This is a genomic window from Gordonia terrae (assembly GCF_051789125.1).
In the GTDB taxonomy this organism is placed as follows: domain Bacteria; phylum Actinomycetota; class Actinomycetes; order Mycobacteriales; family Mycobacteriaceae; genus Gordonia; species Gordonia terrae_A.
In genome coordinates this window covers 2,827,802-2,852,586 of sequence record NZ_CP196526.1, presented here as the reverse complement: position 1 = coordinate 2,852,586, position 24,785 = coordinate 2,827,802, and the positions used below count along the sequence as shown (strand labels likewise).

Annotated in this window: 22 protein-coding genes and 1 riboswitch; of the genes, 12 read left to right on the top strand and 10 right to left on the bottom strand. The window is 68.2% G+C overall.

Features of this window, described 5'->3' with window-relative positions:
• Positions 1–5: 5 nt before the first annotated feature.
• The 5 genes from garA to gcvP all read left to right on the top strand — a co-directional run bounded on the left by garA (position 6) and on the right by gcvP (position 6,033).
• Positions 6–458, top strand: coding sequence for a glycogen accumulation regulator GarA (garA, locus tag ACSUZC_RS13010; protein ID WP_005199386.1), 453 nt, complete (start codon positions 6–8; stop codon positions 456–458).
• A 41-nt stretch (positions 459–499) separates the two neighbouring features.
• Positions 500–1,186, top strand: coding sequence for a transcriptional regulator FtsR (gene ftsR / locus ACSUZC_RS13005; protein ID WP_439028966.1), 687 nt, complete (start codon positions 500–502; stop codon positions 1,184–1,186).
• Between the two features lie 144 nt (positions 1,187–1,330).
• Positions 1,331–1,846 carry a bifunctional nuclease family protein gene (locus tag ACSUZC_RS13000; RefSeq protein ID WP_439028965.1) on the top strand — a complete coding sequence of 172 codons (516 nt, stop codon included), beginning with the start codon at positions 1,331–1,333 and terminating at the stop codon, positions 1,844–1,846.
• Between the two features lie 259 nt (positions 1,847–2,105).
• Entirely contained in the window at positions 2,106–2,774 is a 669-nt protein-coding gene (locus tag ACSUZC_RS12995; RefSeq protein WP_439028964.1) for a MerR family transcriptional regulator, read from the top strand.
• A 30-nt stretch (positions 2,775–2,804) separates the two neighbouring features.
• Positions 2,805–2,906, top strand: a riboswitch (glycine riboswitch).
• Between the two features lie 256 nt (positions 2,907–3,162).
• Positions 3,163–6,033 carry an aminomethyl-transferring glycine dehydrogenase gene (gcvP, locus tag ACSUZC_RS12990; RefSeq protein ID WP_439033112.1) on the top strand — a complete coding sequence of 957 codons (2,871 nt, stop codon included), beginning with the start codon at positions 3,163–3,165 and terminating at the stop codon, positions 6,031–6,033.
• An 18-nt stretch (positions 6,034–6,051) separates the two neighbouring features.
• Here gcvP and ACSUZC_RS12985 read toward each other — a convergent pair whose 3' ends face one another.
• The 9 genes from ACSUZC_RS12985 to ACSUZC_RS12945 all read right to left on the bottom strand — a co-directional run bounded on the left by ACSUZC_RS12985 (position 6,052) and on the right by ACSUZC_RS12945 (position 17,531).
• On the bottom strand, positions 6,052–7,287 hold the full coding sequence (locus tag ACSUZC_RS12985) for a substrate-binding domain-containing protein (protein WP_439028963.1): 1,236 nt from the start codon (positions 7,285–7,287) through the stop codon (positions 6,052–6,054).
• A gap of 169 nt (positions 7,288–7,456) precedes the next feature.
• Positions 7,457–9,649 carry a malate synthase G gene (locus tag ACSUZC_RS12980; protein WP_439028962.1) on the bottom strand — a complete coding sequence of 731 codons (2,193 nt, stop codon included), beginning with the start codon at positions 9,647–9,649 and terminating at the stop codon, positions 7,457–7,459.
• A gap of 37 nt (positions 9,650–9,686) precedes the next feature.
• Positions 9,687–10,610: a 3-methyladenine DNA glycosylase gene (locus ACSUZC_RS12975; protein WP_439028961.1), complete on the bottom strand. Its 924-nt coding sequence runs from the start codon at positions 10,608–10,610 to the stop codon at positions 9,687–9,689.
• 2 nt (positions 10,611–10,612) lie between these two features.
• Positions 10,613–11,686 carry a hemolysin family protein gene (locus tag ACSUZC_RS12970; RefSeq protein WP_439028960.1) on the bottom strand — a complete coding sequence of 358 codons (1,074 nt, stop codon included), beginning with the start codon at positions 11,684–11,686 and terminating at the stop codon, positions 10,613–10,615.
• On the bottom strand, positions 11,679–13,100 hold the full coding sequence (locus ACSUZC_RS12965; RefSeq protein ID WP_439028959.1) for a hemolysin family protein: 1,422 nt from the start codon (positions 13,098–13,100) through the stop codon (positions 11,679–11,681). Before ACSUZC_RS12965 ends, ACSUZC_RS12970 begins: the two co-directional genes overlap by 8 nt.
• 1 nt (position 13,101) lies before the next feature.
• Positions 13,102–14,535, bottom strand: coding sequence for a GuaB1 family IMP dehydrogenase-related protein (locus tag ACSUZC_RS12960; protein ID WP_439028958.1), 1,434 nt, complete (start codon positions 14,533–14,535; stop codon positions 13,102–13,104).
• Between the two features lie 16 nt (positions 14,536–14,551).
• On the bottom strand, positions 14,552–16,009 hold the full coding sequence (gene gndA / locus ACSUZC_RS12955; protein WP_439028957.1) for an NADP-dependent phosphogluconate dehydrogenase: 1,458 nt from the start codon (positions 16,007–16,009) through the stop codon (positions 14,552–14,554).
• A gap of 126 nt (positions 16,010–16,135) precedes the next feature.
• A complete protein-coding gene (locus ACSUZC_RS12950; protein ID WP_439028956.1) occupies positions 16,136–17,089 on the bottom strand; it encodes a M48 family metalloprotease in 954 nt (317 codons plus the stop codon).
• 43 nt (positions 17,090–17,132) lie between these two features.
• On the bottom strand, positions 17,133–17,531 hold the full coding sequence (locus tag ACSUZC_RS12945; RefSeq protein ID WP_439028955.1) for a BlaI/MecI/CopY family transcriptional regulator: 399 nt from the start codon (positions 17,529–17,531) through the stop codon (positions 17,133–17,135).
• 331 nt (positions 17,532–17,862) lie between these two features.
• Here ACSUZC_RS12945 and ACSUZC_RS12940 point away from each other — a divergent pair, with 331 nt between their 5' ends.
• The 7 genes from ACSUZC_RS12940 to ACSUZC_RS12910 all read left to right on the top strand — a co-directional run bounded on the left by ACSUZC_RS12940 (position 17,863) and on the right by ACSUZC_RS12910 (position 23,073).
• Positions 17,863–18,285 (top strand): PaaI family thioesterase, encoded by a 423-nt coding sequence (locus ACSUZC_RS12940; RefSeq protein WP_439028954.1) that lies wholly within the window; start codon positions 17,863–17,865, stop codon positions 18,283–18,285.
• Positions 18,286–18,464: 179 nt separating this feature from the next.
• Complete coding sequence (locus ACSUZC_RS12935; protein WP_439028953.1) at positions 18,465–18,767, top strand: urease subunit gamma; 303 nt, start codon at positions 18,465–18,467, stop codon at positions 18,765–18,767.
• Between the two features lie 72 nt (positions 18,768–18,839).
• Positions 18,840–19,232, top strand: coding sequence for an urease subunit beta (locus ACSUZC_RS12930; RefSeq protein ID WP_439028952.1), 393 nt, complete (start codon positions 18,840–18,842; stop codon positions 19,230–19,232).
• Position 19,233: 1 nt separating this feature from the next.
• Positions 19,234–20,952 (top strand): urease subunit alpha, encoded by a 1,719-nt coding sequence (locus ACSUZC_RS12925; protein ID WP_439028951.1) that lies wholly within the window; start codon positions 19,234–19,236, stop codon positions 20,950–20,952.
• Positions 20,952–21,617, top strand: a complete 666-nt coding sequence (locus ACSUZC_RS12920; RefSeq protein ID WP_439028950.1) for an urease accessory protein UreF — start codon at positions 20,952–20,954, stop codon at positions 21,615–21,617. Before ACSUZC_RS12925 ends, ACSUZC_RS12920 begins: the two co-directional genes overlap by 1 nt.
• Positions 21,618–21,658: 41 nt before the next feature.
• Positions 21,659–22,345, top strand: coding sequence for an urease accessory protein UreG (gene ureG, locus ACSUZC_RS12915; RefSeq protein ID WP_439028949.1), 687 nt, complete (start codon positions 21,659–21,661; stop codon positions 22,343–22,345).
• A 2-nt stretch (positions 22,346–22,347) separates the two neighbouring features.
• Complete coding sequence (locus ACSUZC_RS12910; protein ID WP_439028948.1) at positions 22,348–23,073, top strand: urease accessory protein UreD; 726 nt, start codon at positions 22,348–22,350, stop codon at positions 23,071–23,073.
• 31 nt (positions 23,074–23,104) lie between these two features.
• Here ACSUZC_RS12910 and ACSUZC_RS12905 read toward each other — a convergent pair whose 3' ends face one another.
• A complete protein-coding gene (locus ACSUZC_RS12905; protein WP_439028947.1) occupies positions 23,105–24,622 on the bottom strand; it encodes an NAD(P)/FAD-dependent oxidoreductase in 1,518 nt (505 codons plus the stop codon).
• Positions 24,623–24,785: the final 163 nt, after the last annotated feature.

Below are 24,785 nucleotides of genomic sequence, written 5' to 3'. Positions count from 1 at the left end.
GAGAAGTGGTGAGCGAAAACGACAGGGACTTCGAGGCGCCGGTGGAGACCACCTCGGTGTTCCGGGAAGAGTTCATCAATGAGCTCGATGCCGGGACGAGTACCTCGAGTGAGCCGGCCGAGACGGGGGTCGAACGACTCGCGCCCGGGACCGCGCTGCTTGTCGTGAAGAGAGGACCCAATGCGGGGTCGCGGTTCCTACTGGATCAGCCGACGACGTCCGCGGGCCGTCACCCCGACAGCGACATCTTCCTCGACGACGTGACCGTCAGTCGCCGTCACGCCGAATTCCGGCTCGGCGACAACGAGTTCCAGGTCGTCGACGTGGGCAGCCTGAACGGGACCTACGTCAATCGGGAACCGGTGGACACGGCATCGCTCAGCAATGGCGACGAGGTTCAGATCGGCAAGTTCCGTCTGGTCTTCCTGAGCGGCCCGCGCGACGAGGCAGACGCCTGACACCCGTGACGGCGTCCACGGCCCCCCGCGGCGAAGGATCGATGTCGATCGGCACCGTCCTCGCCCAATTGCGTGATGACTTCCCGGACATCACGATCTCGAAGATCCGATTCTTGGAGTCGGAGGGTCTGGTGACCCCGGAACGGGCACCTTCGGGTTATCGGCGGTTCAGCCAAGCCGACTGCGATCGGCTGCGTTTCGTGCTGACCGCCCAGCGAGACCGATATCTTCCGCTCAAGGTCATCAAGGAACAACTCGACGCCATCGACAACGGTGACGGCGGGTTCGGTCCGGGCGGGACCCGCGTGCTGTCCGCAGCACGCGGGACCGTCGCGCCGGCCACCGATTTCGGCGCCCGCGCGGGGCGCGTGTCCCGCGAATCGCTGATCGAGCGGACGGGCGTCGACTCGGCGTTCGTCACCGAGTTGCAGCGCAACGGACTGCTGGTTGCCGGCCCGGCGGGTTTCTTCGACGAGGATGCCGTGCGGCTGGTCGAGGCGGCCGCCGCGCTGGCGAGCTATGGGCTCGAGACCCGGCACCTCCGCGCGTTCAAGGTGTCCGCCGACCGCGAGGCCGGACTCGTCGCACAGATCGCCAACCCCATCGCCAAGGGCAAGGGGACCGGGGCGCGCGACCGCGCCGAGGAGTTGGTGCGCGAGATCGCCGCGTTGTCGGTGACTTTGCACACCCAGCTCGTCAAGGCCGCGGTACGCGGCGCACTGGACTGACACATTTTTGCGGCGCGCTGTCGCGCCGGTTGAACAGCAAGGATCGGTGGCAGGCCGCCGCGAGTCGGCCGCCGCTCTCCGCGTAGTCGGTGTAGCGTCGAGATCATTAATCGAGCGCCGTAAGTGGCGTCTGGGAGGTGCGAGATGAGCGAGATGCGTGTGGTGGGCATCAGGGTCGAGCCCCCGCAGAGCCAGCCGGTGTTGTTGCTGCGCGAGGTCGACGGCGAGCGCTACCTGCCGATCTGGATCGGACAGAGCGAAGCTGCCTCGATCGCGTTGCGCCAGAAGGGGATCGAGCCGCCTCGCCCGCTCACCCACGATCTGATCGTCAACTTGATCAAGGAGTTCGGGCAGACACTTCTCGAGGTCCGGATCGTCGACATGCAAGAAGGCACCTTCTACGCCGAGATGGTCTTCAGCGGTGATCTCCGCGTCTCGGCGCGACCCTCGGATTCGATCGCGGTCGCGATGCGCGCCGAGGTGCCGATCATCGCCGACGAGGAAGTCCTCGCCGAGGCCGGCCTGTTGATTCCCGACGAGGATTCCGAGGAGACCGCCGCCGCCCCGGCCGAAGAGGTCAAAGAAGACGAGGTCGAGAAGTTCAAGGAGTTCCTCGACAACGTGTCCCCGGATGACTTCAAGGCCAGCGGCGGCGCCTGAGCTCTGCTGCGCTCTCTGATCACGGAATGGACACCGCCCGATCACCATTTGTCTCAATCTCAAGTTGAGGTTGAGCCGTAGGGCGAGTCGCGTTGATCCACCGACATCAGCCGCATAGCGTCATCAGCAACATCGGGTTCCACTCATGGGCCGATGAGGACCATCGGGTGACCCGGAACGGCCTGGACCGCGTACTGTGGACGTGGATGTCAGGCACCGTGGTGCGGCGTCCGATCCGAGCTTTGCGAGGGAGTCAGAAGTGGGCGATCGTCCGGTCGACAACGAAGAGAAGTCGAGCGACCCGTCAGCTGCTCGCCCCGGGACCGAGTCATCGGCCTCCGGTCAGACCGATCGTCCGAATGCCGTTCCGACGCAGGGCAGTCTCGGTGAGATCGCACCGGGGCTGTTCCCCGACGACACCGTGCCGGACGAACTGGTCGGGTACCGGGTGCCCAGCGCCTGCCAGATCGCGGGTATCACCTACCGCCAGCTCGATTACTGGGCGCGCACGTCGCTCGTCGTCCCGTCGATTCGGGGTGCGGCCGGATCCGGTAGCCAGCGTCTCTACTCCTTCAAGGACATCCTCGTCCTGAAGATCGTGAAACGGCTCCTCGACACCGGTATCTCTTTGCAGAACATCCGAGTCGCGGTCGATCACCTCCGCCAGCGCGGCGTCGAGGACCTCGCCCGGATCACGTTGTTCTCCGACGGCACCACCGTGTACGAATGCACGTCGGCCGAAGAGGTCGTCGACCTGTTGCAGGGCGGCCAGGGCGTGTTCGGCATCGCGGTCAGCGGCGCGATGCGCGAACTCACCGGCACCATCGCGGACTTCCCCGGTGAGCGTGCCGACGGCGGTGTCAGCGAGACAGCGCCCGAGGACGAACTCGCCATGCGGCGCAAGAACCGTGCCCGTCGCACCGGGTAGTCCTCGGTCCGCGTAGACTCGGTCCCGCGTCGCTACGCTGCGGGAGAGCGCCGCTGACCGTCTGGTCGGTGGCCGCCGAAGGAGCAACACCTCTCCGTCAAACTCTCAGGCACCCAGGACCGTGGTGGTGACGACGTCTCTGGAAAGTGACGACTCGTCGTCCGCCCACGGTGAAAGGTCGTCCCGCAGTGCTGCGGGCCCACCGAATCTCTCAGGCGTCACTCGGCCCCGGCCGACGACATGACAGAGGGGGAGGGCCAGCCTGCCGGTGCCCTTCACCGGCGCCTGCGAGAGGTTGTCCTCGACCGTGCCCAACCCCGACGCGCCCAACCCCGACGCGCCCAACCCCGATGCGCCCAACCCCGACACGCCCACTCCTGATGTGGCCCTGCCCGACACCGCCACGGACACTCCGTCCGATCGTTTCGTCGACCGGCATGTGGGCCCCGACGCGGACGAGACCCGACGCATGCTCGACGCGATCGGCGTCTCCTCGCTCGACGACTTGGCCCACCGCGTCGTGCCGGCCGTGATCGCCGACGAACTCGACTCCGATGTGCTGGGCGCCCTGCCCCAACCGCTGAGCGAATCCGCGGTGCTCGCGCAGCTCGGCGATCTGGCGGCGCGTAACACCGTCGCGCGCTCGATGATCGGCCTCGGGTACTACGGCACCCACACACCGGGCGTCATCCTTCGCAACGTCCTGGAGAACCCGGCCTGGTACACCGCGTACACGCCTTACCAGCCGGAGATCAGCCAGGGACGGCTCGAAGCACTGCTGAACTTCCAGACCATGGTCGCCGATCTCACCGGCATGGAGGTGGCCAACGCCTCCATGCTCGACGAGGCGACCGCCGCGGCCGAGGCGATGACCCTCATGCGTCGTGCGGGCAAGTCGAAGTCTCCCCGCGTCGTCGTCGACGCCGATCTCTTCCCACAGACACGCGCCGTCATCGACACCCGGGCGGAACCGCTGGGGATCGAGGTCGTGGAGGCGTCACTGCACCCGGATCTTCCCGGGCAGGGGCTGCCCGACGGCGAATTCTTCGGCGTGATCCTCCAGGTGCCGGGCGCTTCCGGACGCGTTGTCGATGCTGCGGGCGTCATCGAGGCCGCGCATGAGCGCGGTGCGCTCGTGGCGGTCGGCGGCGACCTCCTCGCGCTCACCCTCATCACGCCGCCGGGGGAGCAGGGCGCGGACGTCTGCTTCGGCACGACGCAGCGCTTCGGCGTCCCGATGGGCTTCGGCGGTCCTCATGCCGGATACCTCGCGGTGGGTTCGCGGTACGCCCGCCAGCTCCCGGGGCGCCTCGTCGGCATCTCCAAGGACGCCGACGGGAACCTGGCCTATCGTCTGGCGCTGCAAACGCGCGAACAGCACATCCGTCGTGAGAAGGCGACCAGCAACATCTGTACCGCCCAGGTGTTGCTGGCCGTGATGGCCGCCATGTACGCCTCGTATCACGGTGCCGACGGGCTGCGGGCGATCGCCAGACGGACGCACGCCGCCGCTGCCCGACTCGCAGACTCGCTCGCCGCAGGCGGGTTGTCCATCGCGCACGCGAACTTCTTCGACACCATCGAGGTCCGCTCACCCGGCAACGCCGATCTCATCGTCGAGCGCGCGCGCCGTGAGGGGATCAACCTGCGTCGTGTCGACGCCGACACGGTCGCTGTCGCCTGCGACGAGACGACCACCGAAGCCGATCTCGACACGGTGCTGCGGGCCTTCGATGTCGACGGGGTGACGCCGCGGTCGTTCGCGCAACCGATCGAGAACCGCACCACCGAGTTCCTCACCCACCCGGCGTTCAACCGGTACCGCACCGAGACCGCGATGCTGCGCTACCTGAGGGCGTTGTCCGACAAGGACATCGCGCTCGATCGCAGCATGATCCCGCTCGGCTCGTGCACGATGAAACTCAACGCGACCACCGAGATGGAACCCATCACGTGGCCCGGCTTCGCCCAGCTCCATCCGTTCGCGCCGGCCGAGGACACCGTCGGGATCCGAGAACTCATCTCGACACTCGAGGACTGGCTCGTCGCCGTCACCGGCTATGACCGTGTCAGCCTGCAGCCGAACGCGGGATCGCAGGGCGAGTTCGCGGGACTGCTCGCCATCCGCGGATATCACCGCAGCCGAGGTGACCTCGACCGGGACGTCTGTCTCATCCCGTCCAGCGCGCACGGGACCAATGCGGCGTCGGCGGTCATGGCCGGAATGCGCGTCGTCGTCGTGTCCTGTCGCGACAACGGCGACGTCGACCTCGACGACCTGCGCGAGAAGATCGCCGCCAACGAGGGACGGGTGGCGGCCATCATGATCACCTACCCGTCCACCCACGGGGTGTTCGAGCACGACGTCCGTGAGGTCTGTGGTGCCGTGCACGACGCCGGCGGTCAGGTCTACGTCGACGGAGCGAACCTCAACGCGCTCGTCGGGGTCGCCCGTCCCGGCCACTTCGGGGGCGACGTCAGTCACCTGAACCTGCACAAGACGTTCTGCATCCCCCACGGCGGTGGCGGTCCCGGCGTCGGACCCGTCGCGGTCCGGGACCACCTCGCCCCGTTCCTGCCCGGGCATCCGCTCGCCGACGAGCTACCGGGGTCGACGACCATCGCAGCCGCGCCCTACGGGTCGGCGGCCATCCTGCCGATCACCTACGCCTACATCGCGATGATGGGGGCGGCCGGTCTGCGGAGGGCGACGCTGACGGCCATCGCGGCCGCCAACTACGTCGCCAAGCGCCTCGGTGAGCACTATCCCGTGCTCTACACCGGAGACGACGGTTTCGTCGCCCACGAGTGCATCCTCGACCTGCGCGGGATCACGAAAACCACCGGGGTCACCGTCGACGATGTCGCAAAGCGGCTCGCCGACTACGGCTTTCATGCCCCGACGATGAGCTTCCCCGTCGCCGGCACCCTCATGGTCGAGCCGACGGAGAGCGAGAACCTCGATGAGATCGACGCCTTCTGCGAGGCGATGATCGCCATCCGCGAAGAGATCGAGCTCGTGGGCCGCGGCGAATGGCCGGCCGACGACAATCCGCTCCGCGGTGCTCCGCACACCGCGGAAGCGCTCGTCGGCGAATGGGATCACCCGTATTCGCGCGAGGTCGCGGTATACCCGCAGGGCCTTCCGTCGGCGGGGGCGCGGGCCAAGGTCTGGCCGTCCGTCCGTCGGATCGACGGCGTGTACGGCGATCGCAACCTGGTGTGCAGCTGCCCGCCCATCGAGGCATACAGCAGCTGAGGACGCGGGAACCGCGGGTCAGCCGCCCGCGGTTCCCGACGGCACGGCCGGCGCGCTGGAGCTCGCCGGCACACTCGCGGGTCCGTAGACCAGCCGGTTGATCGCGACGATCGCCCCGTTCTCCGGGGTGGGCATCGGGTTGGGTGTCCGGGGGAAGGTCACGGTCGGTGTCGGTTTCGGCATCGGGGCGTCGCCCCGGAACCCGAGTTCGGTGAGCAGTTGCAACTGCTCGGGCTGCGAGGCGAACTCGATGAACTCGGCGACGGCATCGGCCGCGAAGTCGGCGACGTCGGTGCCCGAGAGCCGCACGATCGGATAGTCCGCGATCGGTGTGGGGCCGCCGGGGATGAGTTCGGCCAGCCGAGGACGGGTGTCGGCTCGCGTCATCTGGAACAACTGCTGTTCGGTGATGGGCACCACGTGGATGCCGGCCTTCGCCGGGTCCGGGGCGTCGGCGATCAGCGTGGCAGCTCCCTTGGGGGTGCCGTCAGGGGACAGCGGTGCACCCTCGAGCATCGCCGGAACGCTCGAACTGACCCGAGGTGACTCTGCGTCGGCGGCGGTGAGGGGCCCGGATGTGCGGGTCACGCGCGTGGCGACCGCCTGTGCGGCCAACGCGCTCGCGTCGGACTGGGCGCCGAGTGGCATCGCCATCCGCAGCGAACCCCAGCCCGGCAGACCGACGTCGGCGAGCGAGTTGTCCCGGCGCTGGAGAGTCGGGACCTGTGACCAGTCGAGGTCGGCGCCGATCGCGTCGTTCAGAGCGGGCGACACGGCGAGAACCACCGGGGTCGACACGAGGGATCTGGTGTCTCCTTCGATGGCGTCGGGTTTCGCGGCGGCCAGGTCTGCCGACCACACCGACGACTGCGGCACCCAGGCTGCGGGATAGGCGCCCATCGACGCGGCGTCCCAGGTTCCCGTGAGTCCGTCGAGGGTGATCTTCGCGTCGCCCGGCCGGACGGCCACGGTGACGCACCTGTCGCGGACGACCGGGTTTGTCTCGGCGAAGTCGCCCGCGATGGCCGAGAGCCCGGGCGCGATGTCGGGATCGGCGACGATCGGTACCTCGGCGCGTCCCTCGACGCATTGCGCCGCAGCCTCCTCAGCCTGGCGATCGATCTGATCGCCCAGGTCCTGCCAGGTGACGACGATCGCCGCGATCAGCAGGATCGACAAGAGGGCGAACACGACGCCTCGGCTCACGCCACGGCTTCGGATGCTCTCCCCGCCGCTACTGCGATGATGTGCCAACGCCGATGCCCTCCCTGCTCGGTGCGTCCCTCGCCCGATCAGCAGTCTGGTCCGGGATCATCCGGCGAGCCCGGAGCCCAGTGCAGGGTACGACGATACGCCGTGCCGAACCTCGGCGGTTCGGCACGGTCGTATCGGTGTGGCCCTCAGAGCGCAGGGGCCGCAGGTGTCAGCCCGCCGGGTTGGCGGCCTTGTACTCGCGGCGGCGGCGGTGCAGGATCGGCTCGGTGTAACCGCTCGGCTGCGTGGTCCCCTCGAGGATCAGCTCCTTGGCCGCCTGGAACGCGATGTTCGAGTCGAAGTCGGGTGCCATCGGATGGTAGGTGGCATCACCGGCGTTCTGGCGGTCGACAACCGGTGCCATGCGCTCCAGCGAAGCGACGACGTCGGCTTCCGTGACGATGCCGTGCCGCAGCCAGTTGGACAGCAACTGGCTCGAGATGCGCAGCGTCGCACGGTCTTCCATCAGTGCGACGTCATGGATGTCGGGCACCTTCGAGCAGCCGACGCCCTGATCGATCCAGCGGACGACGTACCCCAGGATCGACTGGCAGTTGTTGTCGAGTTCCTGCTGCTTCTCCTCGTCGGACCAATCGGTCTTGGGGGCGAGGGGAATCGTGAGGACGTCGTCGACGGAAGCGGGATCGCGCTTGGCGATCTCGTCCTGGCGCTCGAACACGTCCACCTGGTGGTAGTGGAGTGCGTGCAGGGTGGCAGCGGTCGGCGAAGGGACCCACGCGGTCGTGGCACCGGACTTGGGATGTCCGATCTTCTGTTCGAGCATGTCGGCCATCAGGTCGGGCATGGCCCACATGCCCTTGCCGATCTGCGCCTTGTGCTGCAGGCCCGCGTGCAGGCCGGTGTCGACGTTGAAGTTCTCGTAGGCGCCGATCCAGGTCTGCTGCTTCATCTCGCCCTTGCGCACCATCGCGCCGGCTTCCATCGACGTGTGGATCTCGTCGCCGGTGCGGTCGAGGAAGCCGGTGTTGATGAAGACGACGCGCTCGGATGCCGCCTTGATGCAGGCCTTCAGGTTCACCGTCGTGCGGCGCTCCTCGTCCATGATCCCGACCTTGAGCGTGTTCTCCGGCAGGCCGAGGACCTTCTCCACCCGGCCGAACAGCTCGACGGTGAAGGCGACCTCGTCGGGACCGTGCATCTTGGGCTTCACGATGTACACCGAGCCGGTGCGCGAGTTCTGCAGGCCTTCACTGTTGAGACCGTGGATACCGATCAGCGAGGTGACCAGGCCGTCGAGGATGCCCTCGGGGACCTCGTTGCCGTCGGCGTCGAGGATGGCGTCGTTGGTCATCAGGTGGCCGACGTTGCGGACGAAGAGCAGCGAACGCCCGTGCAGATCGAACGTGGTGCCGTCCGGTGCGGTGTACTCACGGTTGCCGTTGAGCACTCGCGTGAAGGTCTTGCCGCCCTTGCTGACCTCTTCGGCGAGATCGCCCCTGTTGAGGCCCAGCCAGTTGCGGTAACCGATGACCTTGTCCTCGGCGTCGACCGCGGCGACCGAGTCCTCGAAGTCCATGATCGTGGTGATGGCGGACTCGACGACGACGTCCTTGATGCCTGCCGGGTCGGTGGAGCCGATCGGCGACGACGGGTCGATCTCGATGTCGAGATGAAGTCCGTTGTTGCGCAGCAGGATCGAGGTCGGGGAGGCGGCGTCGCCGCGGTACCCGACGAAGGCCGACGGATCGGCGAGTGTCGAGGTGGTGTCCCCGTCCAGCGTCACCTGCAGCGCGCCGTCGTGGACGGCGAACGCCCGCACGTCGGTGTAGCTGCACTGTTCCAGCGGCACCGCCTTGTCGAGGAAGTCCTTGGCGTAGGCGATGACCTTGTCGCCGCGGACCTTGTTGTAGGACGAACCCTTCTCGGCGCCGTCGGTCTCGGGGATCGCATCGGTGCCGTACAGCGCGTCGTAGAGCGAACCCCAGCGTGCGTTGGAGGCGTTGAGCGCGAAGCGCGCGTTCAGGACCGGGACCACGAGCTGCGGCCCGGCAGTGTCGGCGATCTCGCGGTCGACGCCGGAGGTCGTGATCTGGAAGTCCTCGGGCACCCCGACGAGGTACCCGATCTCGGTCAGGAACGACTTGTATGCGTCGAAGTCGGCGGTACCGGGGGTGAGGTCGGCGTCCTTGTGGTCGCGATGCCAGGTGTCGAGCTTGGTCTGCAAGTCGTCACGCACGGCGAGCAGTTCGCGGTTGCGCGGGGCGAGATCGGCGATCACCGATGCCGCGCCGGCCCAGAAGGCGTCCGCATCTACACCGGTACCGGGCAACGCCTCGTTGTTGATGAAGTCGTGCAGGACCGTAGCGACCTGCAACCCGTTGACGGTGATCCGGTCAGACATGGCAGCCTTTCTCGAGCGAAATGACAACGCATACATGCTACTCGTCGGTAACGGCGAGCGGCAGGCGCCTCCCGTCGCGGGTGTGCGCCCGGTCCGCGAGCTCCGTGCACAGATCGAACAGCCTCGACCGCAGGCGTGTTCCGTGTTCGGAGATCACCGACTGTTCGCGCACGTACTCGGCGCGCCCGGCCGGCGTCTCGACCGGCACCGGCGCGTAGCCGAGTTCGCTCAGGTCATACGGGCTGGCGCGCATGTCCAGGTCGCGAGCCCGCAGGGCCAGCGCGAAACACTCCAACGTCAACTCGGACGGGATCAGCGGCGCGAGGCTGAAGCAGAAGCGGTAGAGGTCCATGGTCGCGTGGAGGCAACCGGGCTGTTCGTGGTCGATCTGCGTGCCCCTGCTGAGCTCCGTCTCGTTGCGGGGCCGGGCCGGGTCGGTGAAGAAGCGGAACGCGTCGAAATGCGTGCAGCGCAACGGCATGGCCTCGACGACCGCGTCGGTGCCCGCACGGCCCAGTCGGAGCGGCAGGTCGTGCCGGATGTCGTCGCTGCGATAGACCATCGCCCACTCGTGAAGACCGAAGCAGCCCAGACGCGGGGGACGTGCCGCGGTGGCGCGGAGCAGGTCGGCTGCGGCGGTGAGCGTGCCTGCCCGACCACGCAGCCACGACTCGGCGACCGCGACACCCGCCTCGACCCGTTCGTAGCCGCGCAGGGACAGGAACTCCTCGCCGTCGGCCAGGACCACGCCGTAACCGGGATGCCAGCGCAGCACGTGCGCGGGCCGCGACGAGTAGTAGGTGAACAGGAAGTCGATCACCGGATGCCGGGCCCCGCGTCGTCGAGCGGTGAGGTACGGACCGATGAGATCGTCGACCGCGGCGCGGTGGGCCTCCTTGCGCGACCGCCATTCCTCGGCGCCGAGCAGCGTCGCCGCGGTGGCCGTTCGTGAGCTCCCCACGTTCACACCCGGTGGGTCTCGTCGCGAACGTTGCCGACGAACTCCTCCACCAGGTCGGCGAGCGGAACGATGCCGATCGTGCGGCCGCTGTCGTCGACGACAGCTCCCAGATGCGAACTGGTGCGTCGGAGCACGCCGGTGGCCTCGTCCAGCGGCGTGGTCGACGCGATGACCGGGAGTGGGCGGATCTTGTCGACGCCGATGATCGTGTCCGGGCCCACGTGCTCGTCGAGGATCTCGTCGAGCACGTCCTTGAGGTGGAGATAACCGGTGAACGTGCCGTCCGGTCCGCGCACCGGAAAGCGAGAGAATCCGGTCTCGGAGACCGCCTTCTCGACAGCGCCGAGCGTCGGCCCGATACCGCCGGAACCCGACACCTGCACCCCGACACTGCGCATCCTGTCCAACGAGATCATCACCTCGGTGACCGTTCGACCGATCGACTGCAGTGCTCGGGTCAGGCGTTCGTGTTCCTCGGCATCGATGAGGCCCTCCTGCTTGGATTCGCCGACCATCTCGGCCAGCTCGCCCAGCGACACAGTGGACTCCAGCTCGTCTTTCGGCTCGACGCGGAGCAGCCGCAACGAGATGTTGGCCAGCCAGTTGTAGAAGGCGATGAGCGGGCGGACGAGGCGGATGAACATGAGGTGCACCGGGACGAGCAGCATCGCCGCGGATTCCGGCCCGGCCAGCGCGATGTTCTTGGGCACCATCTCACCCAGGAGGATGTGTAGCACCACCACCAGGGACAGAGCGATGGCGAACGAGATCGGGTGCAGCAGGGCATCGGGGACGTGGGCCAGGTGCAGCGGATGCTCGATGAGGTGGGCGACGGCGGGTTCACCGACGCGGCCCAGCAGGATCGAACAGATCGTGATGCCGAGCTGGGCCCCGGCGAGCATCAGGGACAATCGCTCACCGGCATGGATGACGGTGCGCGCGCGGTTCTTTCCGCTCTGGGCCAGTGCCTCGAGCCGATCACGTCGGGCCGAGATCAGAGAGAACTCGGCACCGACGAAGAACGCGTTGCCCGCGAGCAGCACGAAGGTCAGTCCGACCGCCCAGAGGTCACCCATGTCGCACCTCGGCTTCCGCCTGGCCCGCCGGTGGCACCGCACCCGCGGGAGCCGGACGGATCGCGACCACGTCGACCCGGCGACCATCCATCTGCGCGACGGTCGCCCGCCACGTCACATCGGGGCCACGGTCCGTGGACTGCTGGGCGTCGTCGTCGGAATCGCCGACGGGGGAGCGGCGCGGGAGGTCGACCGTGTCGTCGACCTCGGGAATGCGCCCCAGGCAATACATCACGAGTCCGCCCAGGGTGTCGTAGGGACCGTCGGGAGCGTGGTATCCGGTCGCGTCGTACAGTTCGTCGATCCGGAGCAGACCGGCGCACAGGAAGCCGTTGCCGTCGACGGCGACATCGGCGCGTTCGTCGTCGTGCTCGTCGGTGACGTCGCCGAGGATTTCCTCGATGAGGTCCTCGGTGGTGACGATGCCCGCGGTGCCGCCGTACTCGTCGATCACCACGCAGAGTTCCATGCCGTCGGCGCGGATCCGTTCCATGAGCGCGTCACCGTCGAGGCTGGCGGGCACGCGCGGTACCGGCCGCGCGATCGAGGTGACCGACGTGGTCGCCTGCCGCTCCGGCGCAACGGTGAACGCCTGCTTGATGTGGACGACGCCGACGAGATCGTCGAGGTCGCCGTCGATGACGACCGGGAACCGGGAGTGACCGGTGCGCGAGGAGGCCATGACGAGATCGCGGACGGTGTCGGCACGGTCGAGGCAGTCGATCGTGACGCGGGGGGTCATCAGATCCTCGGCGGTGAGCTCGCCGAAGCGCAGCGACCGGTCGACGAGGGTCGCGGTCTGCTGATCCAGGGCGCCGCGGCGAGCCGAATTGCGGACGAGCGACACGAGTTCCTGAGGCGAGCGTGCCGACGCCAGCTCGTCGGTCGGTTCGATGCCGAGCCGGCGCACGATCCAGTTCGCGGTGCCGTTGAGTCCGTTGATCGCCCAGCGGAACACCGCCGAGAACACGGTCATCGGTCCCGCGGTGGCCCGTGCCACCGCCAGCGGCTTGGCGATCGCCAGGTTCTTCGGGATCAGCTCGCCGAGCACCATCGACAACGACGTCGCGATCACCAGCGCGAGGATCAGCGATGTCGCCGATGCGACCGAGTCGCCGACCCCCAGTGCGTTCAGTGGCGGCCGCAGGATCCGGGCGAGGACCGGTTCGGCGATGTAGCCGGTGATGAGCGTCGTGATGGTGATGCCCAGCTGGGCGCCCGACAGCTGGAACGACAGGGTGGAATGCGCGCGCTGAACCATCCGCGCACGCCGGTCCCCGCGATCGGCGACGTCGGCGGTGATGGTCGAGCGTTCCAGGGCGGTCAGCGAGAACTCGGCCGCGACGAACAGCGCGGTTCCCAGCGTCAGCGCGATGAAACCGACGAGACTCGCGACCAGGAGCAGGATCTCCACGTCACCACCCGCCCGGCAGGGGTCGTCCTTCGGCGAAGCCGGCGGGCGACTGAATGCCCAGCACCACCTTGTCGTGCAGTTCCCGCAGGTTTCGTGCCCCGGTGTAGGTGGCCGTGCTGCGGACCCCCGCGCAGATGTGATCGATCAGGTCCTCGACGCCGGGTCGCTCGGGGTCGAGCCGGATCCGCGACGTCGAGATGCCCTCCTCGAACAGGCTCTTGCGTGCGCGATCGTAGGTGCTGTCGCCATTCGAACGCGCCGCGACGGCCCGCTTCGAGGCCATTCCGAAGCTCACCTTGTACGGCCCCTGGGCGTCTTCGAGAAGGTCGCCCGGCGATTCGTGCGTACCGGCGAACCATGACCCGACCATCACGTTCGACGCCCCGGCGGCCAGCGCCAGCGCGACGTCACGGGGGTGCCGGACACCGCCGTCGGCCCACACCGAGGCGCCGTGTCCGGCTGCAACGGCCGCACATTCGGCAACGGCGGAGAACTGGGGCCGTCCGACCCCCGTCATCATCCGGGTCGTGCACATCGCTCCCGGTCCGACACCGACCTTGACGATCGAGGCGCCCGCGGCGATGAGATCGAGAGTGCCCTCGGCCGACACCACATTGCCCGCGGCGAGCGGAACGCCCAGGTCGGCGTCGGCGATCGCCGACAGTGCGGTCAGCATCTTCTCCTGGTGGCCGTGCGCTGTGTCGATGACGAGCAGGTCGGCGCCGGCCGCGACGAGCGCGCGGGCCTTGCCGACCACATCGCCGTTGATGCCGACGGCCGCGGCGATGCGCAATGCGCCGGCCGCGTCGACATTCGGGGTGTAGATCGCATGGCGCAGTGCGCCGACGCGGTTGAGCACCCCGGCGAGCCGGCCGTCCGGTTCGACGAGGACCGCGAGATCGAGGTGAAGGTCGCCGAGAGCGTCGAAGACCTCGCGGGGTGGCGTGTCGACCGGAAACGTGACGATGTCCGGGTCGGCGATCTCCCGTACCCGCGCGAAGCGGTCGACGTCCCGGCACCGCTTCTCGGTGACGACACCCACTGGGCGGCCGTCCTCCACCACGACTGCCGCGCCGTGAGAACGCTTCGGTATGAGCGCCACGGCGTCGGTGACCGAATGCCCCGGGTCGAGGGTGACCGGGGTGTCTGCCACCAGATGCCGCGACTTCACGAACGCGATCGATGCGGCGGCCGCCTCGATGGGCAGGTCCTGCGGGAGGACCACGAGCCCACCGCGCCGGGCGACCGTCTCGGCCATCCGCTTACCGGCGACCGCCGTCATGTTCGCGACGATCAGCGGGATCGTGGTCCCGCTGCCGTCCGACGTCGACAGGTCCACGTCGAACCGCGAGCTGACGTCCGACCTGCCCGGGACGATGAACAGATCGTCGTAGGTCAGGTCGTGTGTCGGCCGATGGCCTTCGATGAATCGCACTGGGGTTCGTCGACTCCTATTCGGTCACTTCGGAACGGTCTCCGCTCCACAGCGTGTGGAACGTGCCTTCCTTGTCGACGCGCTGGTAGGTGTGCGCGCCGAAGTAATCGCGCAGGCCCTGGGTCAACGCGGCCGGAAGACGCTCGGCCCGTAGACCGTCGTAGTACGACAGCGACGACGCGAACGCCGGAACCGGGATACCGAGGAGGGTCGCGGTCGAAACCACCCGGCGCCAACTGTCGATGCCGACCTCGACGGCCTCGCGGAAGTACGGCGCGAGCAACAGACTCGGCAGGGCGGGATCGTCGTGGTACGCCTCGCGGATGCGGTTGAGGAACTGCGCCCGGATGATGCAACCGCCGCGCCAGATCGTCGCGAGTGCGCCCCGGTCCACGTCCCAGCCGTATTCGGCGCTGCCGGCCGCGATCTGATCGAAGCCCTGTGCGTAGGCGACGACCTTCGAGGCGTAGAGCGCGGTCTTGATGTCCTCGACGAAGCTCTCCCGGTCGGCCGGCGCCGCACCGAGGTTGCCCGACGACAGACCCTGGGCGGCGGCCCGCTGGTCGGTGGCGCTCGACAGCGCGCGGGCGAAGACGGCCTCGGCGATGCCGGTGGTCGGGATGCCCAGGTCGAGAGCGGACTTCACGGTCCAGCGGCCGGTGCCCTTCTGGCCCGCGGCGTCGACGATGACGTCGACCAGTGGTTTGCCGGTCTCGGCGTCGACCTGGCTGAGGACCTCGGCGGTGATCTCGATGAGGTAGCTCTCGAGTTCGGTGCTGTTCCATGCGCGGAAGACGTCGGCGATCTCGGCGACCGGCATGTCGAGCGCCTTGCGCATCAGGTCGTAGGCCTCGCCGATGAGCTGCATGTCGGCGTATTCGATGCCGTTGTGCACCATCTTCACGAAGTGGCCGCTGCCGTCGGGGCCGATGTGGGTGCAGCACGGCTCGCCGTCGACCTGCGCGGCGATCGACTCCAGGAGTGGGCCGAGCGACTCGTAGGACTCGACGGGACCACCGGGCATGATCGACGGGCCGTTGAGCGCGCCCTCCTCGCCGCCGGAGATGCCGGCGCCGACGAAGTTCAGTCCTCGCGCCGACATCGCGGCCTCGCGACGGATGGTGTCGGTGTAGAGGGCGTTGCCGCCGTCGATGATGATGTCGCCGGGCTCCATCGCGTCGGCGAGTTCTTCGATCACGGCGTCGGTCGGATCGCCGGCCTTGACCATGATGAGCACCCGGCGCGGCCGCTCGAGGGCGGCCACGAACTCCGCGACGGTCTCGGTGCGGATGAATTCGCCGTCGTTGCCATGGTTTTCGAGCAGCGCGTCGGTCTTGGCGATGCTCCGGTTGTGGAGCGCGACCGTGTACCCGTGACGGGCGAAGTTGCGGGCGATGTTCGAACCCATGACGGCCAGGCCGGTGACACCGATCTGGGCCTTCGCGGAAGGTGACGATGAGTCGACGTTGTTCATGCCGACAGCCTATTGCCTCTGTGTCCCATCCGGTGATCTGCCTCCGGTGTGACCCAGGCGCGCGATCGGTGTGACGGCACAGGGGCGGTGGGGACCACAGACAGCGGAACGGGAATCCCGACCGCGTCAGAAGGCCGTCATGAGGCGGTTCAGTTCGGTGAGCCACGGAATGGCCACCGCGAGCGTGGGGAGCACGAGGATCGCGGCAGCCGCGATGTAGGCGCTCGCCGCGACGAACCGAGAGGGTCGGTCGTCACGCAGTCGGTGGACGCGGGTGAGGGTGGTGGGACCTCCGACGGCCATGGCGCCACGCGGCGCGACGGCATCGGCACAGGCCACGAGCGCGCGGCCGAGTGTGGTCGGGGTGGTCGCGCGAACTGCCTGGTCATCAGCGAGTGCCTCGACGAGGAGTTCGGCGGCACCGAGCGCGGAACTGCTGCGCACGAACCGGGGGAAGGCCTCGTGCAGGGCGATGAAAGCCTCGAGGACGAGGTCGTGCCGCGCGCGCAGGTGGGCGCGTTCGTGCGCGATCACCGCCACGAGCTCGTCGCGGGTGAGGCGGTGGACCACGCCTTCGCTGACGACGACGCGCTGTCGAAGACCCGGCAGGCAGTAGGCGAGGGGTTGCTCGACATCGATCATGCGGACGTCGCGAGCATAGAGCGGATCGCTGACGTCGTCGGTCCGGTCACAGCGATCGAGGATGTCGATGAGCTGGCGGTGGGCCTTGCGGCGGGCGCGGGTGCGGAGCCCGACGCGGATCACGGTGAAGAACAACCGGGCGCCGACGAGCAAGGTGAGGACGAAGACACCGACACACAGCAGCCAGAGCGGGAGCCCGAGGCGCTCGATCTCGCGTAGCGGATGCGTCATCGGAGTGCCGTCCGGGCCGATCACGAGAAGATTCGCCGCGATCGCCAGGCCACAGCTGAAGGCCGAGAGGACGGCGGCCAGCGCGATGGCCTGCCACAGCGTCATCGCCGCACGTGGTGCCCGGATGGGCCACCGAGCCCGGGACAATGCCTCGGGTACAGGGCCGGCGAGCACCAGGCTGACGATGCCGAAGAGCAAGGCGGTCATCTGGTGATTTCCTAAAAGTGGGCTGCTGGGGGGTTCCGCGAATCTAGCCGGTGTCGCCCGTTCCGCGGGCGGCTTCGAGCTCATCGAGGGCGTGGCGCAGTGCCGCTGCTTCGTCGGCGCCGACTCGACCGACGAACGACACGAGCGCCGCGTGACGCGAACCGGGTGCTTCGGCCTCGCTCAGTGCGTCGACCATCAGACTCGCCACGAGGTCTTCGCGGGGGTGGGTCGGCACGTACTTGTGAGCTCGATCGTCGCGAATCTGCGTCACGAGATTCTTCTTCGCCAGCCGCTGCAACACGGTCATGACGGTGGTGTAGGCGAGGGAACGATCTCGCGACAGCTCGGCATGTACCTGCCGCACCGTCTGCGGGGCAGAGCTCTCCCACAACGAGTCCATCACAGCGCGTTCGAGGTCGCCCAGGCCATTCATCTTTCTCATTTTACTGCTCTGCCTCCGATAGTGGGTCCGCTGGATACCCGGTTGTTGCTCACATGCGTGCCATGCACCGCGTCCGAGGTCCAACACGCCTCTGACGTGGACATTCCCGCGGCGCTTGACACGTTGGTAAGGCTAGCCTACATTAAGTGTCACGTCGGACCGCGCGAGAGTCCTGAGGGCTGCAGAGACCCCCGGTCCACGGCACGGAAGGCCCCGCATCTCCTCGAGGTGCGGGGCCTTTCGGTATGTACGACGGACAACGCGCGCCGCGACACCGGTGTTCCCCGGACCGCTGTCGCCGCCGGTGGGGGCACATGCCACTGTGGACGGCATGGCAGCGAACAGTGCGGACGAGATCCTCCAGGGTTCATTCGGCAAGGGACTCGACGGCGTCCTGGGCCTCCAGGTCGTCGAGGCGGGACCCGACAAGATGATCGCCACGATGGAGATCACGCCGAGTCATCATCAGCCGTTCGGCATCGTGCACGGCGGCGTCTACTGTGCGATCGGCGAGAGCGTCGCGAGCATGAGCGCGTACCTCTGGCTGCAGGACACCGGCATAGGCGGTACGGCGGTCGGGGTGAACAACAACACCGACTTCATCCGGTCCGTCGGGTCGGGAACCGTGACCGCGACGTCGACGCCTGTCCATCGCGGCCGTCGTCAGCAGCTCTGGGCCGTCGACATGGTCGACCAGGACGGCACCCTGCTCGCCAAGACACAGGTGCGCCTGCAGAACATCGAGATGAAGTGATCGCACGACGCCGCGGCGAAGTCGCCAGGGGCGACAGCGGTCTCGACGGGTGAGGGTCGCGGGCACCGCGAACCGCTCGCCGCGCCGTCGCGAAGGTGGCATGGCAGGATGACATCCACTGACCGGCCGGGCACCGGGAATCGACCGCCCGTCCGACCACATTCTCGAGGAGTGTCTCGGTGCGATTGTCGCCGCATGAACAGGAACGGCTGCTGATCTCGTACGCGGCCGAACTCGCCCGGCGGCGGCAGGCCCGCGGTGTGCTGTTGAACCATCCCGAGGCGATCGCCGTGATCACCGATCACGTGCTCGAGGGGGCCCGCGACGGCAGGTCGGTGGCCGAGCTCATGTCGTCGGGACGTGAGGTCCTCCGCCGCGCGGACGTGATGGACGGCGTCCCGGAGATGTTGCACGACGTCCAGGTCGAGGCGACGTTCCCCGACGGCACCAAACTGGTGACCGTCCACGACCCGATCGCCTAGACCACCGGCGCCGCCGCGGCGGGGTAGCGACTACGCCGCCCGCCGTGACCGCCTCGCGTAGAGAGGACCGACATGTCGGCCACCCGCTCGTCCGGTTCCGGATCGACACTCGTCCCGGGTGAGATCATCGCCGCCGAGGGCACGATCGAGCTCAACGCCGGTGCACCGGTCGTCGAGGTGACCGTCGTCAACTCCGGCGACCGTCCCGTCCAGGTGGGCAGCCACGTCCACTTCCCACAATCGAATCCGGCCCTGGAGTTCGACCGGGCGCTCGCACACGGCCGCCGGCTCGACATCCCGGCGGGCACGGCCGTGCGGTTCGAGCCGGGGATCGAGATGACCGTCGCGCTGGTGCCCCTCGGCGGAAGCCGTGAGGTGTACGGAATCTCGCTGGACCCGCCCGGACGGTGTGGTCCGGTCCAGCGTGCTGCGGTTCCGGCGCCCGGCACCGAAGAGAGCGAGTGACATGGCCATCCTGGGACGCGACCGCTACGCCCAACTGTTCGGTCCGACGACCGGAGATCTGATCCGACTCGCCGACACCGATCTGCTCATCGAGGTCACCGACGACCTGTCGGGCGGTCCGAGCCGCGCGGGCGAGGAAGCGGTCTTCGGCGGCGGCAAGGTCATCCGGGAGTCGATGGGGCAGAGCCGGGCGACCCGTGCCGATGGTGCTCCCGACACCGTCATCACCGGGGTCGTGATCCTCGACCATTGGGGAATCATCAAGGCAGACCTGGGTATTCGGGACGGTCGAATCGTCGCGATGGGGAAGGCGGGCAACCCCGACACGATGGACGGGGTGCACCCCGATCTGGTGATCGGGCCGTCGACGGAGATCGTCGCCGGCAACGGCAAGATCATCACGGCCGGCGCCGTCGACTGTCACGTCCACTTCATCTGTCCACAGATCATGGACGAGGCGCTGGGCAATGGCGTCACGACGGTGGTCGGTGGCGGCACGGGTCCTGCCGAGGGCAGCAAGGCCACCACGGTGACGCCGGGCGCCTGGCACCTCGCGTCGATCCTCGCCGCGACCGACCACTGGCCGATGAACATCGCGCTGCTCGGCAAGGGGAACACCGTCAGCGCCGAGTCGATGCACGAGCAGATCCGCGCCGGGGCCTCGGGTTTCAAGTTGCACGAGGACTGGGGCAGCACACCCGCGGCGATCGACGCCTGCCTGCGCGTCGCGGACGAGACGGGCGTCCAGGTCGCACTGCACTCCGACACCCTGAACGAGGCGGGGTTCGTGGAGACCACGCTCGGCGCCATCGCGGGCCGGGGTATCCACGCCTATCACACCGAGGGTGCCGGCGGTGGCCACGCACCCGACATCATCACCGTGGCGGCCTATCCGAATGTCCTGCCGTCGTCGACCAATCCGACCCGTCCGCACACGGTCAACACCCTCGACGAACATCTCGACATGCTGATGGTGTGCCACCATCTCAATCCGACGGTCCCGGAGGACCTGGCCTTCGCGGAGAGCCGGATCCGGCCGTCGACGATCGCCGCGGAGGACCTCCTGCACGATCTGGGTGCCATCTCGATGATCGGCTCGGACTCGCAGGCGATGGGCCGGATCGGCGAGGTCGTGTTGCGAACCTGGCAGACCGCACACGTGATGAAGCGCAAAAGGGGTTCGCTGCCCGGTGATGGCCGTGCCGACAACCATCGCGCACGCCGTTATGTCGCCAAGTACACGATCTGCCCGGCACGGGCGCACGGTTTCGACGACGAGATCGGATCGGTCGAGATCGGCAAGCTCGCCGACCTCGTGCTCTGGGACCCTGCCTTCTTCGGTGTCCGGCCGGACCTGGTGATCAAGGGCGGCGCCATCGCCTGGGCCGCGATGGGGGATGCGAATGCGTCGATCCCGACGCCGCAACCGGTCTTCCCGCGGCCGATGTTCGGTGCCGCACCCAAACTGGCGGCCGCGACCTCGGTCAGCTTCGTGGCCCCCGGCGCCGACGCCGACCTGGCCGGCCGGATCGGCGTCGATCGCCGGCTGGTGCCGGTGAAGAACACCCGCTCGGTGGGCAAGGCGGACATGGTGAACAACGACGCGTGCCCCACCATCGAGGTCGACCCCGACACCTTCACGGTGAAGGTCGACGGCGAGGTGTGGGAGTCCGAACCGGTGGCGGAACTGCCCATGGCACAACGGTATTTCCTGTTCTGATGAACGACCCGGACACGTCCGCGGCGCTCCACGCCCCGTTGGCGATGATGCTCACCCTGGCCGACTCGCGCCTGCCGGTCGGCGGTCACGTCCACTCCGGTGGCGTCGAACAGGCCATCGCGGACGGATTCGTCCGCAGCGCAAGCGATCTCGCCGCCTTCCTGTACCGGCGGGTCACCACCGGTGCACTGGTGGCTGCGTCGGTGGCCGCAGCCGTCGCCGACGGCGCGCTCGACGTGACCACGGCGCAACGTGAGACCGACGCCCGCACACCGTCTGCCGCGGCGCGCAAAGCGTCGCTGGCACAGGGTCGGGGAATGTTGCGCCTGGCGCGGCGTATGTGGCCCGACGCCGACTGGTCCGCACACCGGCCCACGACCCATCTACCGGTCATCAGCGGTTCGATCGGCGCGGCGTCGTCCCTCTCGGGTTTCCACACCGCGCTGGTCCTCGTCTACACCGCCATGAGCGGCTCGGCGACCGCCGGACAGCGGTTGCTCGCCCTCGATCCCGCCGACGTCTCGATCATGATCGCTGACCTCGGCGCGGAGTGTGAACGCGTCGCCGCCCAGGCCGCGGTGGGGCTGGCGGACCTGTCCGATCCGGTGCTCGACATCTTCGCCGAACGTCATGAGCGGCAACCGATGCCGCTCTTCATGTCCTGATTCCGACGCTGTCCACGCGTCCCGACCCAGAGGAGACCACCATGCCCCCGCATCTCATCGACGGGCAGCCCCACACCCACGATCACGACCGGCCGCGCCGCCGCAGGGAGCCGGGGGAGGCACTGCGCATCGGGGTCGGCGGGCCGGTGGGGTCCGGCAAGACAGCCCTGGTGGCCGCGCTGTGCCGGCAACTGCGCGACGAGTTGTCGGTCGCCGTGCTGACCAACGACATCTACACGACCGAGGACGCGGACTTCCTGCGCCGCAATGCCGTTCTCCCGGACGAGCGGATCACCGCCGTGCAGACCGGCGGATGCCCGCACACCGCCATCCGCGACGACATCACCGCGAATCTCGATGCCATCGACGATCTCGTCGAGGCGAACCCGCCCCTGGACCTGATCCTCGTGGAGTCGGGTGGCGACAACCTGACGGCCACCTTCTCGACCGGTCTGATCGACGTACAGATCTTCGTCATCGACGTCGCCGGGGGCGACAAGGTGCCCCGCAAGGGTGGTCCGGGCGTCACGTTCTCCGATCTGCTGGTCATCAACAAGATCGATCTCGCCGAACGCGTCAACGCCGACCTCGGCGTCATGCGGCGTGACGCCGCGAAGGTCCGCGAGGGCCGTCCGACCGCCATGATCTCCCTCACCGACGATCCGGCGGCGACCGACGTGCTGGCCTGGGTCCGCGCCCAGTTGGCGGCGCCCGTTCCGGCGGGATGACGATGCGCACCGAGGTCGACATCGTCGCGACCGCTGACCGCGGCGTCCGCCACCGGGCGTCGGGCGGCCTCGGGGTCCGGGTCATCGCACCCGGTCATGTGCAGTTGATCGGCACCGCGGCCACCCCGCTCGGCGGCGACGAGATCGTCGTGCGCATCCGGGTCGAGACCGGTGCGCACCTCAGCGTCGGCAGTGTGGCCGCCACCATCGCGTTGCCCGCCCGCGGTCGTGCCGATTCGGTGATGAGGTGGGACATCGAGGTCGCCGACGCCGGCCATCTGCGGTTGGACGCGCAACCCACCGTGGTGGCCGGCGGCGCGGTGCACGACTCCGACATCGTGGTGCGGATGGGGACCGAAGCCACGCTCGATCTCCACGAACACGTCCAGATAGGACGGTCGACGACGATGCCGGCCGAGATGGTCGACCGCGACCGGACCGGCACCTGGACCGGGGGACTGCGGGTGGAGGTGGGTGGCGACATCACGCTGGCCCACCGGGTCGCCCTGGGGGCCGGGACACCGGCGGCATCGATCGGTCACCGCGCCATGAGCAGTGTCTTCCGCTACCCGGATCTTCGTCCCGATGTGGTGCACCCCACCGAATTCGCTGCCCGCCTGCGGCTTGCCGGCGACGCGAGTCTGACGAACGCCCTGGGCGCGTCGGTCGCGGCGACCCGCCGTCTGGCCGACGTTCTCGAACTCGACGCGCTCGCCGCCGTGCGATAGGCCCCGCAGGGCCTGTCGCACGGCGACGGTGTCAGCTGGCCTCGGCCTCGGATTCCTTGCCGTCGGCGTCCTTGCCCTCGGTCGGCACCGAACCGGTGGTCTCGGCGGCGGTCGACCCCGAGTCCACCGTCCCGGCATCGGTCTTGGCCGGTTCCGAATCAGACGGTGTGCCGGCCTTCTCGAGCGCGGAGAGCTGCCCGATCGCGGTCCGTGCGTAGACCTGCTGCTCGGTGACGGCGAGCTGCGAGCGACCGCGGGTGGTGAACGCGAAGAACCAGTTGATGAGGGTGTTCAACCGGTTGCGGAAACCCACGAGGTAGACGAGGTGCAGCGCGAGCCAGCCCAGCCACGCGAAGTAGCCCTCCGTCTCGAACGTCTTCTTGATACCCGGGATCGGCACCTGCATCACCGCGGAGTACCGCGAGATGGTCGCCATCGAACCCTTGTCGTAGTAGCTGAACGGCTTGCGCTGGTCAGGGGTCTGACCCTTCAGCTCGGCCTTGATGGCATCAGCCGCGTAGCGGCCGCCCTGGATGGCGCCCTGAGCGACACCGGGGACACCGTCGACGGCCATCATGTCGCCGACCACGAAAACCTCGGGGTGACCGGGGATCGTGAGGTCGGGCAGGACCTTCACCCGTCCGGCACGGTCGAGTTCGACACCCGACTGTTCGGCGAGCTGCTGGCCGAGCGGGCTGGCCTGGACGCCGGCCGACCACACCTTGCATTGCGACTCGATGCGCCGGGTGGTGCCGTCCTTCTCCTTGACGACGAGTCCGTCGTAGTCGACGTCGACGACCATCGCGTTCAGCTGGATCTCCACGCCCATGCGCTCGAGCCGGGCGGCCGCCTTGGCCCCGAGTTTGGGACCGAAGGGAGGCAGCACAGCGGGCGCGGCGTCGAGGAGGATGACCCGCGCCTCGGTGGGATCGATGTTGCGGAACGCGCCCTTGAGGGTCTTGTCGCTCATCTCGGCGATCTGGCCGGCCAGTTCCACGCCGGTCGGCCCGGCACCGACGACCACGAAGGTGAGCAGCTTGGCGCGCTCGGCCGGATCGTGCGACAGTTCGGCCTGTTCGAACGCACCGAGAATGCGTCCGCGGAGTTCGAGCGCGTGGTCGATCGTCTTCATGCCCGGCGCGTACTCGGCGAAGTGGTCGTTGCCGAAATAGGACTGGTCGGCGCCGGCCGCGACGATCAGGTCGTCGTACGGCGTGACGGTGACGCGTTCGAGGAGCTGCGAGGTCACCGTCTTCGCGGTGAGATCGATCTCGGTCACGTCACCCATGAGCACGGCGGTGTTCTTCTGCTTGCGCAGCACCACGCGGGTGGCCGGGGCGATCTCACCTTCGGCGACGATGCCGGTCGCGACCTGGTAGAGCATCGGCTGGAAGAGGTGATGGGTGGTCTTGGCGATCAGCGTCACGTCGACGTCTGCCTTCGCCAGTCGCTGGGCGGCGAACAATCCGCCGAAGCCGGAACCGATGATGACCACTTTCCTGCGGGTGGTGGCCGCTACAGCGGGGGCCTGGGCGGCGGGGCTGCTCATCTCCAGACATCTCCTTCTCGCTCGTTGGACGACGATCTTGCGGACAACCCGACCGGGGGTGCCGAGCGCCAACCGGTGGAACCGCGTGGCGACGGGGTCGGAGCAAGACCGTGCACACCGTCAACGGTAGTCAATGATGATCGGACAGGCGCGTCCAGAGGGG